The organism is Undibacterium pigrum (assembly GCF_003201815.1).
GTDB lineage: Bacteria > Pseudomonadota > Gammaproteobacteria > Burkholderiales > Burkholderiaceae_D > Undibacterium > Undibacterium pigrum.
The window spans coordinates 159754-173965 of sequence record NZ_QJKB01000011.1 but is presented as its reverse complement, the minus strand read 5'-3'; the positions used below and the strand labels follow the sequence as shown (position 1 = coordinate 173965).

Annotated in this window: 8 protein-coding genes; 5 read left to right on the top strand and 3 right to left on the bottom strand. The window is 49.8% G+C overall.

Features of this window, described 5'->3' with window-relative positions:
- Positions 1-744 precede the first annotated feature (744 nt).
- Positions 745-2097 (bottom strand): FecR family protein, encoded by a 1353-nt coding sequence (locus DFR42_RS24250; RefSeq protein WP_110257631.1) that lies wholly within the window; start codon positions 2095-2097, stop codon positions 745-747.
- 442 nt (positions 2098-2539) lie between these two features.
- On the opposite strand from DFR42_RS24250, the gene DFR42_RS24245 reads away from it, so the two are divergent.
- The 5 genes from DFR42_RS24245 to DFR42_RS24225 all read left to right on the top strand — a co-directional run bounded on the left by DFR42_RS24245 (position 2540) and on the right by DFR42_RS24225 (position 9316).
- A complete protein-coding gene (locus tag DFR42_RS24245) occupies positions 2540-4429 on the top strand; it encodes a CHASE2 domain-containing protein (RefSeq protein ID WP_110257630.1) in 1890 nt (629 codons plus the stop codon).
- Positions 4426-5670, top strand: a complete 1245-nt coding sequence (locus DFR42_RS24240; RefSeq protein ID WP_110257629.1) for a tetratricopeptide repeat protein — start codon at positions 4426-4428, stop codon at positions 5668-5670. The genes DFR42_RS24245 and DFR42_RS24240 overlap by 4 nt, the downstream gene beginning before the upstream one ends.
- Before the next feature lie 276 nt (positions 5671-5946).
- Positions 5947-6753, top strand: a complete 807-nt coding sequence (locus DFR42_RS24235; protein ID WP_110257628.1) for a Crp/Fnr family transcriptional regulator — start codon at positions 5947-5949, stop codon at positions 6751-6753.
- Positions 6754-6806: 53 nt separating this feature from the next.
- Entirely contained in the window at positions 6807-8330 is a 1524-nt protein-coding gene (locus DFR42_RS24230; protein ID WP_110257627.1) for an MBOAT family O-acyltransferase, read from the top strand.
- Positions 8331-8341: 11 nt separating this feature from the next.
- Complete coding sequence (locus tag DFR42_RS24225; protein WP_110257626.1) at positions 8342-9316, top strand: hypothetical protein; 975 nt, start codon at positions 8342-8344, stop codon at positions 9314-9316.
- A 50-nt stretch (positions 9317-9366) separates the two neighbouring features.
- Here DFR42_RS24225 and DFR42_RS24220 read toward each other — a convergent pair whose 3' ends face one another.
- Both DFR42_RS24220 and DFR42_RS24215 read right to left on the bottom strand, forming a co-directional pair.
- A complete protein-coding gene (locus DFR42_RS24220) occupies positions 9367-12735 on the bottom strand; it encodes a glycosyltransferase family 4 protein (protein WP_110257625.1) in 3369 nt (1122 codons plus the stop codon).
- 1 nt (position 12736) lies between these two features.
- Entirely contained in the window at positions 12737-14107 is a 1371-nt protein-coding gene (locus DFR42_RS24215) for a class I SAM-dependent methyltransferase (RefSeq protein WP_110257624.1), read from the bottom strand.
- Positions 14108-14212: the final 105 nt, after the last annotated feature.

Genomic DNA, 14212 nt, shown 5'->3' with positions numbered 1-14212 from the left:
TCTGTTGTTTTACCAGCAAATACGGTGGCGTATTCTGCTTGTTTGGAGAAGCTGTCAGCGATTTGGTTCAGCGTGAAATTCTGGGCTGTCCAGTAGGCCAGACCACTTGGATCTGCAGGACGGTTGAAATAAGCGATGTAAAGCTTTTGGATATCAGCAGCTGTATTAGCCATTTAGAACTCCTAATTTATATTTAATTTAAAAAGTGCGAAGCTTGCTTTTTAGGCACCTACTCGCGTTACGGCAAGCAGATAATCGCAGAAGCACCTAATCGAAGATGTGACCGAAATCACATTTTCAAAAAAAAGCGGGATTTAACAACATTTGGCTTTGCTATTCCAGATTTTTCATTTGTTCTGCAGAAACAGCTTTCAAATGAAACGTCTAGATGTGACTTTGCCAACCTACAATTATACGACTTCCCCGGGGGTAAACCAAAATGAATATTTCGTTACATCAAATTACTAAATAATTTATTTGCCTGAGTCGAATTGCGCCCATCCATGCCGATATCAAAACACCAATAAACCATTTTAATTCCAATTGTCACTTATATATAGTCAGAATAAAGAATGCCTGTATTTCGCAGCAATTTCCTGCAGGAAGTTGAATTGTGACTCCATTCAGTCAATACAAAAAATCAAGGGGCTTCCGAAGAAGCCCCTTGATGAAAGTTACAGATTTTTACAGCGAGATAAAATATTACGCCTATAAAGCTACATGCATAATTACGCCAACAATGTGTTATCGCTTATTCCAGTAGGTAACGCCATAAACCATGCGCTTTCCATCTTCATCCAGCTTGGAAGAAAAGACGTAAGAAGCAGTACCGCCTTTTTCCGCAGTCACCACGCCATTTACGGACATATTTGCCGATGGTACCTGTTGATTGACGCCATACAACACACCATTGGCATAAACGCTACCCTCACCTCTCAAGGCAAACTTCTCACTGCCAGAAATAACATCAAATCCTGTTGTAAAAGTGGCGGTGGCAAAGTCAAGTTGCAATTTACCGTTTTCCAGTTTGGCGGCCGATTCAAGACTCTTGACTTTATCTACAATCAGCGCCTGGCCATCTTTCATTGCAAAACCCATACTGCCGGTATTTGGCACTTGCCATTCAGTATTTTTCGCCTGAAATACAGCGTAGTAATTATTCATCCCGACGTTTTTACTTTGGTTCTCATCTTGCTTTCTGGTATCTATCTCTGCTTTTTGACCAAACAAATCAAAATAGCGTCCCCATATGATGGTATTGGCAAGTACAACCTGGCCACCAGAATTCCCACCACCAGTTGACGGTTTATTATTCACCAAAGTCTGTTGAACACCACCGGCCTTGTTTGGGTCAAGATTAGGGTCGATTACTCCAGCAACATTCGTATTATTGTTAGCACCCAAAGTTTTGCTACCTGGCTCATCAGACCTCGGAGGCGCTAAAGAGTCCGGCAAAATACCAGGTGCCGATTGCAGCAGTTGCGGCTTGCTTTGTCCTTTGTTGATCTGCAACAACATACCTTGCTGACGAGCAAATAATTCTGTTGCACTAATGCCTTCGCAAGGTCCACCACCTTGTGGTGAACATGCTCCATCAAAGCCACTGACAACAACGCCACCATCAAGCACCACTACCCGTGTTACATCCTGTGTAGTGGAAACGATGAAGTCAGTACCGCGCACGCCGATAGCAGCAACTGGTGTATTGAACCGGAAATTTTGCCTTGCCAGTTTGACCGCACTACCTGAAACACTGCGCGCAACGCCAGACACCAGTTCAAGTTTGATACGTGTATTGGCAGGATCGTTTTTATCTACATGATAGCTGACGATACGGGCTTCGCTATTCGGACGCACGATAAGCAAACCGTCATCCAGGGTTTTCAGGTAGATATAGCCATCTGCCCCGGTTTTGATGGTGGTATTTTCTGGAATCTGGCTATCCATCGCGGCAGATTTACCATTGATTTGCACTTTACCCCAAATCGCCGTTACCTTTGCGGCATCTTCAGCAAATGCCAAAGCAGGAAGAGCCATCAGGGATACGAGTATCCATCTGAGGAAATTTCCAGGCATATTATCTGTTCGCATCTTCATATTTCATCCTTGCTTGCTGAAAGATTCAGCAAAATCCTTCACACTGAGTGCACATTGCCCCAGCTAATACTAATTTTTACTTTTACCATTATCCACTGATAAATAAAAAATATTGTGATGACGGTCACAATTTACGATTTCCAGTTACTATAACATTTTTTCCCTAAGCCATTGAAAACAGTAGGTTTATTATGAATAGCCTGACTTTGTTCATGCGAAACAGCACTTCGTTAGCCAAATAAATACTTACATTGACAATCTGCTTTATCTCTACGCTTACTGGAAATCAAGAAAATATGCATTTATCTGAAATAAAGATGCATAAAATCCAATATTATTTTTCATTTCGGCTTATGATGCAGCCCAAATTATTTTGATTAATACGTTTTCCCCATTCGCCTCATTGCACTTTGAATAATTCAACGGACACTTCCAAGCAAACATGAGGCACGCATTCGGGATTTTTTTGCGCACTCAGGCAAAAACTTATTTGTGGTTGCTTATTGCCGCCCTCGCGGTCAGCCTGTGTGCGGTCAATCAATGGTTACCTGAAAGCCAACGCCTGTTCTCAGGCGACGAATGGTTAAGAGACCGCTATGCACAGTTAAAGGCAAAAGACTTGCCGGAAGAGCGCTTGGCCCTGATAGACATTGATGATCATAGCATTTCTGTGCTTGGCGCTACGCCATGGCCCAGGGAGCGGATTGCTGATCTGATAGAGAAACTGATCACCGAGTTCAATGTTCGTGGTGTAGCCCTTGATATCTATTTTGAAAAACAACAGGATACCGTCGGCGACCAACGCCTGGCAATGCTGGCAGCCCATGGTCCGGTAGTGCTGGCACAGGCCTTTGATTTTAATAAGAATAAATTTACCCCGGCCCGCAATGGTCAATTGATTGGCGGCGTACCAGCCAGCACATTTACCCGGGCAGAACTGGATCATATGGCACCGGCGACTGGCTTTATAGCCAATCATACCGGCCTCAGCGATGCCAGATTTATAGGCAACATTGGCTTTGTCCCCGACCCGGATGGAACTTTACGCCGGATTCCGGTTCAGACATGCTTTAACAATCAGGTCTACGACACTTTGTCACGTGTATTGCTGCAATGCTGTTCTGGAAAAAAAACAGCCAGGACATATGCAGGCAACAGCCGTTTCTCTGATGTCGACGAAAACGGTTTCGCACGGGTAGATTACAGCCGGACACTGGCCTCCTACGAAGTTGTTCCTGCACTCAGTGTTTTGCAGGGAACTACGCCGCTGGAGTCCCTGCAAGGTAAATATATCATTATAGGTTCATCATCCCTGAGCCTGGCGGACCGCGTTCCAACACCCTTGCATGCGTCCACCAGCGGTTTTCTGGTGCATGCTCAGGCACTGACGACCATGCTTGATGAACAGGAAGGCAAGCACTACGCAAAATGGCCAGGACGCTGGATTGCGCTGTTATTCAGCATCTTGACTGCGGGAATGGCAGTATTCATGTTTCCTCGCTTTTCGGCCCTGTGGAACACCTTGATGCTGGGAATCGCTTCTTGCACCTGGGTGATACTGGCTTATCTGGTCGTTGATCACGATATGTGGTTCTCCCCGATCAGTCCTTTGGTAGCAAACTTTTTTTTATTGGCTGTAGCGGTACCATTTGGCTGGCAGACAGCTCAGCGCAAATCGCGCAGACTGCTGGGGACCCTGCAGCAGTATGTTGCCAAAGCAGTAGTGCAGGAATTATTACGCAGTGATTTAAAAGACCCGCTGGCACCGCGTCAGTTACATGTCACGACGCTGATTGCTGATATGGAAGGATATACCAGCCAGGTTGAAAATTTGCCCATGGAAGAGGCAGCCAATCTGACACGCGAGTTTCTGGAATGCCTGACCGCACCGGTCCTGGAAAAAGGTGGAACGCTGGATAAATACACCGGTGACGGTCTGGTGGCATTCTGGGGCGCACCCTTGCCAGTCGAAAATCATGCCGATCTGGCGCTGGATGCCGCCATAGAAATAGTAAAAAATGTTAGAAAATTAAGTAACCTGTACGAGTTACAAGGGAGAAAAAAGATTAGAGTCAGAATCGGAATAGAAAGCGGCATTGCCATTGCAGGAGACTTCGGCAGTTCATTCCGCAGCATTTACACAGCCGTTGGCGATAGTGTGAATACCGCCTCACGTCTTGAAGACGCCGCACGACACTTCCCGCATGACATCATCATTGGCAAAGGAACTGTAGATAGCTCTAACAGGCATAACTTCCTTCCGCTAGGTGAGCGCTTACTTAAGGGCAAAGAGAAACCAACCACGATTTATACAGTCGAGGTCATGGTATGAAGAAACAAAGCAAATATATGCGCATCCTGCCCCTGATGCTATTGCTGCTCTTCATCGGCAAAACCCATGCTGGAACGAACACGGAAGAGACCGACAGTGACAGCCTGTATTTGGGAGCCTTGAAAGCGATCAGTGAAAAACGCCATGACGAAGCGAAGGCCATACTCAGCAATTTAATAGAAAAAATCCCACAACATGCAGGCGCCTGGCTGGAACTTGCCATGTTGCAATGCGAGCTGGGGAACAAACCCGAGGCTGACCGGCTGTTTCTGAAGATGAAGCAAAGTTTGCCGCTGACTGAAGAACAATTGCAAAAACTGGATATCCTGCAACCCAAGGAATGCCTGGTGCGCTCCGCAGCAAAACATATATCCGTTTCCATGGAAGTGGGCTACGACACCAATGTCAATCAAGGTGCCAGCAATCCCAGCTTCATCTTTGGTAGTGGTAGCGAACAAAAAGAACTTATCTTATTACCTGAGTATCAACCGAAGGCGGATCGTTTCGCGACTTTGTCGGCAAATATATCCACTGAACTGGCGAAAGATGGGACGCTGGGTTTTGCACAAGTACGCGCCCGCAGTTACGATACCCTGACATCCTATAACACGCTGGCATTTGCGGCTGGCCTTGAGCGCCCCTGGAAATGGCGTGATTACAGCATCAAAGGCACGGCCATGGCCAGCATATTGAGCCTGGGGGGCACGCTGTATCAGAAACAGGAAATAGCGCAACTACGCCTGACACCGCCGGCAAAGCAATCCAGCCCGTGGCGTTTCAGTACCATAGCCGCCTATACCCATGTAGAGTATCCGACGCTGCGTAATTTTGATGGCCACACCTGGGAGCTGCGCGGCCTGGCCAGTTATGAAGCAGAAAAATTTCAGCTACAGGGCAGCATTGCCTATCTGGCGGACCGTGCCCATGCCAATCGCCTGAGTGGTCACCGCGAGGGTTATTACGGCAACCTCAATTTGAGGCGCCAACTCTCGCAGCGCACCGAGATGGAACTGGGCTGGAGCCAGCAAATTTGGCAAAGTGAAGAGATTTATTCGCCCGGTTTGATTGATGTAGCCAGGCGGCAGCAGACCCAAACCCTGAGAACTGCAGTGAACTGGTATGTGACAAATAACCATGCCTTGCAACTGGAATTTCGCGCTACAAATAACAAGGAAAACATTTCCATCCTTCAATACAATAGCAAAACCCTGCAACTCAGCTGGCAATGGCAAAATTTCTGAGTCCGGGTTAAACACTTGGCTAAAGCCCTTGTCATCCGCTGTCATTCCATGCCCCCACATACCGCAGGGATTAGCGCAAATAAGGTGAGGGAAATGAGAGGCGGGTAGAATACGCACAATCTGCACACAAATTGACAGGTGCAGAATATGCCCATAATTTGAATTTATGGCTCGCTGTCACCATCTGTCATTAGCATGGACACAGGATAAATTGAGAACGAATGACCAGTTGCTGCGCAATGGCGCAAAAACCAGTCTTCAAAATTGGATTGACCAATGACGGTATCAAATAATGAAGTTGCTGTTATCCACAACAAGACACCGAGCGCGGAGTCTCCACCACCCACGCCTGGACAACTGCAATTAAATATTCCGATTCAGACCAAGGTCCAGGTCAAGGTTAACCAGATTACGGTTAACTTGCGCAATATCCCCCTGTTGATGGGCCTCAATGATGAAGACATGAACCGGGTCAAGGCCGACATGCGCGTGCGTCATTTCAACAAGCGTGATGTGGTATTGCAAAAAGGCGGTATCGGCGACAGCCTGTTGTTCTTGTTATCCGGACAATTACAAGTTGTTGATGTGACTGAAGATGGGCGCGCCATTGGTTTGCGCATGCTCAAGGAAGGTGACTTCTTTGGTGAAATTGCCATCATCAATGGCACGCCACGCTCTGCCTCGGTGGTGGCCTTGAGCAATGTACTGGTCGGTTTCTTACCCAGCACTACGGCCCTGCATCTGTTTTCGCATTCGCCTGCCATGGCAAACATGATGTTGCGCCATCTGGCAGAAAAAATTCAGCGTGATTCAGAATTCCGTGCCTTGCTGAGCATCAGCAATACCTCCCGGCGCATCTATGCTTTCATTGCCCTGTTTAAAAAAACCATGCCGGGCAATCTCGAAGTCATAGAAAACCTGCCCACCCATCAGGACATCGCCATGATGATCAACACCAGCCGGGAAACCGTCACTCGCGCGCTCTTGCATCTGGCGCAGCAGGGGATAGTCGAAAAAGACTTGCACCGCCTCATCATACGCAAACCCGACGAACTGCAAAAACTGGCTCTGGGCGCAAGCTGAATCACTGCAAGGCCTGATACTGCCTCGCCAACTTACCAGTTCAACAGCTCACCATGCTATTTAATTCATTTGAATTCCTGTTTCTTTTCTTGCCCATTACCCTGGCAGTATGGTGGCTATGCAAAAAAACCGGGGGGCTAAGACTGGCGCTGGGCTGGCTGGTAGTAGCTTCACTGGTCTTTTATGCTGTCTGGGATGTGCGCTATCTGGCCGTACTTCTGGGTTCCATCAGCATCAATTTCTGGCTGGGTGGCCGCATACTGAAGGCAAGGCAAGATCAAAACGACAGCCTGGCCAGCCGCTGGATGAAAGCAGGCATCAGCTTCAATCTGCTGGTGCTCTGTGGCTTCAAATATACTTACTTCCTGCTGGCAAATCTGTTTGCCGTATTTCATGCAGCGCCGCCCATAGACCCTGTGGTTTTGCCGCTGGCCATCTCCTTCGTGACCTTCCAGAAAATCGCTTATCTGGTTGATTGCAGGCGCGGTGATGTGCGCAGACACAATGCCCTCGACTATCTGTTTTTTGTCTCGTTTTTCCCGCAACTCATCGCTGGTCCCATCGTTCATCATAAACCCCTGATTGCGCAAACCCGCGCAGATGAAAATCCGCTTTTCAGGCAAAAAGAAGCACTGATCACTGGTGCCACATTCCTGGCATTGGGCCTGTTCAAAAAAGCCATCCTGGCCGACAGCATGGCACGTTACGCCAGCCCGGTATTTGAACTTGCCAGACAAACCACGCCTGGCGGCGAAGCAGCCTGGCAAGCCATGCTTGCTTATAGCCTGCAATTGTATTTTGATTTCTCAGCCTATTCAGACATGGCCATAGGCCTGGCGCTGATGTTTGGCTTTAAGTTGCCGGTCAATTTTTTCTCACCTTACAAGGCGACTTCCATCATCGATTTCTGGCGGCGCTGGCATATGACCTTGTCGAGTTTCTTACGCGATTATTTGTACATACCACTGGGCGGCAATCGCCATGGCCAGTTCAAACGCTATCGCAATCTCTGGCTGACGATGCTACTGGCTGGCATATGGCATGGCGCGGGCTGGAACTTCTTTTTATGGGGTGCCCTGCATGGCAGCATGCTGTTGATCAATCATTTCTGGCACCATGTATTGCAAGGCAGTGTTGCCTTGCGTGCAGTATGGAATAAATTGCCCGCTGCCCTCACCATCGCCGTCACCTTTATCCTGGTCGCCTTCGCCTGGGTCTTGTTCAGGGCACCAGACCTGACCACTGCGGGGCACATGTATGCAGCCTTGCTGCAACCCGGCTCTGGCGCGCATCTGCCTGCCCTGCCCTGGCAAAATATCGCACACGTGGCCGAAGCCCTGCTGAGCACCTCTGTCGATGCAGGCTGGTTATGGATAGGCATAGGCATGGCCATCGTCTGGTTTTTGCCGAATACCACGCAGCTATTGAAGTACGATCCCAGCCCGAATGTTGCAGTCAGCCAGCTCAGTGACCGCAGGCAAGTGGCACTCGGCATCATCGCCGGTATATGCCTGTGGTTTGCATTGAAATGGATGGCCGTCAGGCCAGCCACAGAATTTTTGTACTTTAATTTTTAAGCGAGCAGAACATGAAAAAATTCTTGCTCGCCATGATGGGCAGTTTCCTGATACTCAGCATACTGTGGATAGTCGGCATCAAATGCCAGCTAGGTGCAGCCACTGCCAGTTCACGCTGGGTCTACGATGCCTATCAGCACAAGATTCACGCCGCGCAAGCAGTCAAATCACCACGAGTCTTGGTCGTCGCGGGTTCGAATGCCATGTTTGGCATAGACTCAGGCATGCTGGAAAATTTCTGGCAAAAACCAGTCGTCAACCTTGCAGTGAATGCAGGCCTGGGCTTGCCTTATATACTCGATGTATCGCGTCGAGTCGCCCGACCTGGTGACATCATACTCATGCCCATGGAATATGCACTTTACCTTGATGCAGGCAAAGCCAATGCACAGGTCATCGACTACGTCATGGCCAGAGACCTCGATTACTGGCGCAGCCTGACACGTCTGCAGCAATTGCAGTACGCCGCCGGGCTGGGGCCAGAACGCTGGCTACATGGCTTGCGTCAACTGCCAGACAGTCCGGTGACCAGCGGTACATATGGAGCCCATCATCTGGATGCACGGGGCGACCAGACCCACTCCAGCCCCGCCGATCGCAGCGCAGGCGATATCGCCGCGCTGAAAGCAGCCAAAGCCTGGGATTACGGCCACAGAGCGGCCACAGAAACCGGTGGCTGGAAGTGGATGGAAAACTATGCGCAATGGGCCAAGGCCAATAACATCTGCGTCATCGCCATGCCCACCGTATTACTGCACCATGCCAAATACGATAGCGATGCGGAGGACCAGCTTTTTTATAACAACTTGCCCGCACGACTCACCCAGCTGGGCCTGGAATATGTGGGGAAACCCAGGGATTTCATGTACGAAGAAAGCTGGTTTTTCGATACCGACCATCACCTGCAAGACTGGGCCAGGGAAAAACATACGGCCAGGCTGATCGCCCTGCTGCAAGCCCGCGAAAAAACTGCTTGTGGCAAGTAAAAAAAACGGCGGATGCTCATCCGCCGTTTTCTTTGACTCTGCTGATATTTTTACAAGCGACCAATCTCCATATCCAGCGCATTCGCAATACCATCTATCGTATTCAATAAACGTCGTGACAAGGCTGGCCATTGCCTGGTTGCTGTCCAGGTTTTGGCCTGTAGCGCCTTCGCCTTCATCTTTTGCGGGTCATGCAAAATTGCCGCAATACCTTCGGCAATCTCTGCCGGCTCTGTGCCTGGCAAGACATGTACCGCATCTTTTACATCATCAAAAATCGAGAGTGGCGTGACTGCCACCGGGCGCCCAGACGCCAGGCCCATGCGCACGGCAGCGCTGGATGACTCCTGCGTTTTTTGATATGGATAGACAATCAGATTAGCCTGCTGCAACCACGACTGGCTGACTTCATCTGTCAAATAATCAGACAGGAAAGTCACATGCGCGTCCAGGCCAGACTCATACATGAGACGACGGCACAAATGATATTCGCCTTCCGACAAACCTACCGGGTAAAGTGAAGTCACCAGCAATAAATGATATTGCTCACCGCCTTCCTGCTCGCGCAATAAACCAAAAGCCTTGATCAATGCCTGTATGCCCTTGTGTGGCAATAGGAAGCCATAGGCGGCAATCACGGTTTTTCCCTGCAAGTGACGTGCATCAACCCTGGCAACGGCATCATCCAGGGTAGGCATCAGACCTTGCGGGAAAAACAGCAGGTTCTCATGCACGCCATAACTCTTGAGCCGGTTCATGTCATCAATCCCATGCACGTACAAGCGATCTGCCAGTCGCAACTGACTGGTGATGGTTTTCAAGGAGATCAGGCCCTCATCACGCGGCACATCTGCCGTGGAATGAAAGAAGACATACACAGCTTTACCTGCATCCTTCACACGGCAAATCAGATCGGCCAGTGCAGTCAGTGAAAAGAAACCAAAATTATATTGAATGACGATGGCATCCAGCTGTTGCTCCTGTATGGCCAAATGGACGTATTCCAGATCTTCATCCATGCTGGCGTCCCAGGCGCGGATGACATTGTCGGCATCACGCGCAGTTCGCTCGGGGATGTGACTGCTCAGATAGACTATCCTGTCAGCAGGAATACCTGCCGTCAGGAAGGCAGAATACGAAGCCACACCACAACGCGCATTCCAGGTACTGACCCAGCCTATACGTGGCTCCTTGCGCAGCAAGGGCTGCTGTTCCAGCGCGGCAATGGCCTGCCGCGATCTATTGGCAACATCAGCCCAGGCATAATTTGCCGAAATATAGGCATGGGCCGCTGTCGTTTTGGCTGCGATCACCTCAGCCGGGCTGGCATATACTTCCTTCATCAAGGTGCTCAGATGGTCAACATCAGGGTCAGCCCAGGCAGAATGCACGGCACTGAAATGCGAAGTCGATTTAGCGAAATGGTAGTCACATAACCATACCCTGCTGTCATCGCAAAAATCCATTTGCCCGCTCCATGCCGTAGCAATCACTGGTAATTTGAGCAGCATGGCTTCAGCCACCGGCAGACCAAAACCTTCGCCACGACTTGGTGCGACCACAGCATGGCATATTTCATACAAACCGCGCATTTGTGCCTGGCTGTAATCATCCATGATGATCTGCACATGGGGGAAATTCGGATCTGCGGCCTGCAAGGCCGCAAGCTGTTGCGCCACTTCATTATGCGGATTGGGGAAAGTCTTGATGACCAGGCTGACATCATCACTATCCCTGAATGCCTGCCCATAAGCCAGCAACAAGGCATCCGGCCCCTTGCGCGGGAAGCAGGAAGACACATGCAGGAAACGGTAAGTTTTCAAGCCATCCAGTAAAGCTGCCGGAACAGGTGCAGCAGCCACTCCCAGCAGATGATCAACACCATTACCCACTGCAGCTATCGGTACACGCACACCATTGTCGCGCAAGACCTTGCCGACGAAACGCGATACCACCAGTACCAGGTCCAGCTTGCGATTGAATTCATTGACAAATTCTTGCGGAAAACCGGTTTCTTCCCAGCCATAAGAATTGACTACCCTGACCCTGGCCTGCATATCATCCAGCGTTGGCGGATAACAATTGCGCAAAGTCACATCCGGCATGACCCAGGTGTTTTTGCTGATATCTTGCATGGCCGCGATATCAGGATTCGCCGCCAGAAATTCTGTAGATGCAGGAAAGTCGCCATGTCCTTCTCGGCTACGCAAACCCAGTTGCATATCAGATGACTCTTGTTGCGATGACAGCGCGCGTGCCAATTCACGGTTCACAATCGCCAGACTATAGCTGGAATCAAAGGGGCCTTCGATCTGCCACAATGGCAGCGACGGTTCACTTGCATTTGCATGAGCAGCCGGCATAGGCACCTCCAGCGTCTGCAAGAATGCCTGCAGATTTGCCTTGATCTGTACACGTGAAAAACGCTGGATATTTTCTCGCTGTCCGGCGATGAGACTGCGACGCAAGGCAGGCTCGCTCAATACCATTTGTACATGGGCCGCACACTGTGCCGGGCTGACATTGTCATCCAGCAGAATGCCAGCCTTGCCCATGGTGTCGGTCACGCCTGCAGTGGCACGCGCAATCACAGGCACATCATGCAGCATGGCTTCTATCAGCGGCATGCCAAAACCTTCGTGCTCACTCAGGCTGACATAGGCATCGGCGCTACGGTAAAGAGCTAGCAAATCTTCTTCAGAAATTTTGCCTGTCATCAGCACTTGCCCATCGAGTTGCATGGCCGTGATGCGTGCGCGCACTTCTTCCTGATACGGCAGGCTGGTCACGCCACCCGCCAGTATCAGGCGTACCGGCTGGCTGGAAAAATGTCGCAGTTCATTGAACATTTCCAGTAATTGCAGCTGATGTTTATGCTCACATAAACGCCCGACAAATAAAATATTATGCGCGCCGCGCAAGTTATTCATCAGACTGGTGTTGTAGGCATGCTGCTGCCAGCGCGTCACATCCACCAGCAAGGGAATGGTTACGACATTGGCATAATTGGCGGCGCGCAGTTCAGAACTATTCAATTCCGAATCACCTATCGCTGCCTGGAAATCCTCTGCCCATAGGCCCAATTGCTGGCGACCGAGAATACTCAATTCTGGCAGACCATTGTCAGGCAAAAACTGGGGTGGAGTAATATTGTGATAGACCAGTACCTTGCGTGCCTTCACATCTTTCAGCCAGGCTGAATTTTCATAACCCAGGCTGTGGTGCACCAGCAAGATATCTTCACTGGAGAGTTGCAGTTCGCTGATGGACAATACTTCATCACGCACTTCATCTTGCACAAGGTCGCAATAAATATGCGATGTATATCCCATTTCCCGCAGCAGACCGCGGGTAAAGAACATGCCATTACTGACGCCATCACCCTTGCCGCAGGAGGGACTGAATTGATGTATCTGCATCTTATTTACGACCTATGACTGCGTAATCCTGAGGACCGAATAACTCCTTGTTGAGCAATGCTTCGACCTCACTGCCACCAGCCAGCATATGATCATCAGGATAAGGATGCAGGCGCAAAATCTCTGCATGAGAAAAGCCGCGCTGCCTTGCCATGAACTCTGCCACTTGCGGGACGATAGGATGCAAATGGGTAGGATCGAAATAGAAGTTACAGGAACCTACCTTGAGATTTTCCGGATTCGGGGTTTCAAAAATAATCACGCCACCAGGACACAGCGCATGGCGTGCCGCATCAAACAAGGCGACCAATTGTTCAAACGGTAAATGCTCTATGATCTGGAAGCCTGTCACTGCACCTACGCTGCCAGCAGGCTGTTCACGCAGATAGGCAATCGCATCGGCATGGCGCACTAGGAAACCTTGGTCCAGGCAAGCATTCACCATGGAGATATTCATGTCTACGCCCATGGCGGGTATGCCTTGCTCATCCAGCAGGTCCAGCCATTCGCCGCGGCCACAGCCTACGTCGATGACCATTTTGCGTTCTTCTTTGGGCTGGCTGCTGATGTGCGACAGATAAGGCAAATACACTTGCAAACGCTGCTTGATATCTTCCCGCGAACCACGGAACAAAGCCTCAAATTCAAGATAAAACTGGTCCTGATCAAAATCAGATGCTGACAAATCTGCCGCCGCTACTTTCCTGACTGGTGCCAGGTCAGACATCTCAGCACGATTCAGGTCTTTTACTTTTGCAGTCATCGCTGGCACCACATCGCTGTCCTGCACACTGGCAGTTTGCAAACCAGCACGCATCATCAGATTCACAGAGCGCAACTGACGTGCTATGTGGAGGCGGTCAAACTGCATGAGACGATTACCTACATCCAGCGCATCGAACTGGTCCATGCGTTGCTGCAGTTTAAGTGCTTCAAATTGGGCGAAGCGCTGTTTCAGCTCCTGATGTTGATGCACCTGGCTGACCAGTTGCCGGTTCAATTCATCAATCTGGCTTTGCAGATTTGCAATATCCACTTCCGTTTGAAAGCGTGTGCGTGGCAAGCGCAGCAAGGCATTACACCAGGCCAGGGCATAACCCAGGCCCGGGATGCGGCGGATTTTTTGCCTTAAACCGGCGGGCGCTACTGCTGGGATGCTATTGACTACCCCCTGACCACTATTTCCTTCAGAGTTTTGCTTCTCTGGCATGGTGTCCTGGGTCGATATTGCTTCAATTACACTGTCCGCTGGCAAATTCTCTTGTTCAGGAACTAATTTCTGCGGGACGGCATTGCGCCTGCTGTGCTGTATCAAGCTGGCCTTGTCAGCCAGTTGCTGCGCTTCGGGCTGGGATTTATTTTTTATCGCCATATAATTCGGTAGTTTTATTCATGATTGGCGGCAAATTATCAGTTTTTAGACCGCTAAAAGGGTTTGAAGTATAAATGATGATGTAAACTGCGACGAATTTATGTA

What these genes read in the sequence shown, in the direction of transcription:
- DFR42_RS24240 (WP_110257629.1), top strand. Translation starts at nt 4,426, where the DNA reads ATGAAGAAACAAAGCAAATATATGCGCATCCTGCCCCTGATGCTATTG.
- DFR42_RS24235 (WP_110257628.1), top strand. Translation starts at nt 5,947, where the DNA reads ATGACGGTATCAAATAATGAAGTTGCTGTTATCCACAACAAGACACCG.
- DFR42_RS24230 (WP_110257627.1), top strand. Translation starts at nt 6,807, where the DNA reads ATGCTATTTAATTCATTTGAATTCCTGTTTCTTTTCTTGCCCATTACC.
- DFR42_RS24245 (WP_110257630.1), top strand. Translation starts at nt 2,540, where the DNA reads ATGAGGCACGCATTCGGGATTTTTTTGCGCACTCAGGCAAAAACTTAT.
- DFR42_RS24225 (WP_110257626.1), top strand. Translation starts at nt 8,342, where the DNA reads ATGAAAAAATTCTTGCTCGCCATGATGGGCAGTTTCCTGATACTCAGC.
- DFR42_RS24250 (WP_110257631.1), bottom strand. Translation starts at nt 2,097, where the DNA reads ATGAAGATGCGAACAGATAATATGCCTGGAAATTTCCTCAGATGGATA.
- DFR42_RS24220 (WP_110257625.1), bottom strand. Translation starts at nt 12,735, where the DNA reads ATGCAGATACATCAATTCAGTCCCTCCTGCGGCAAGGGTGATGGCGTC.
- DFR42_RS24215 (WP_110257624.1), bottom strand. Translation starts at nt 14,107, where the DNA reads ATGGCGATAAAAAATAAATCCCAGCCCGAAGCGCAGCAACTGGCTGAC.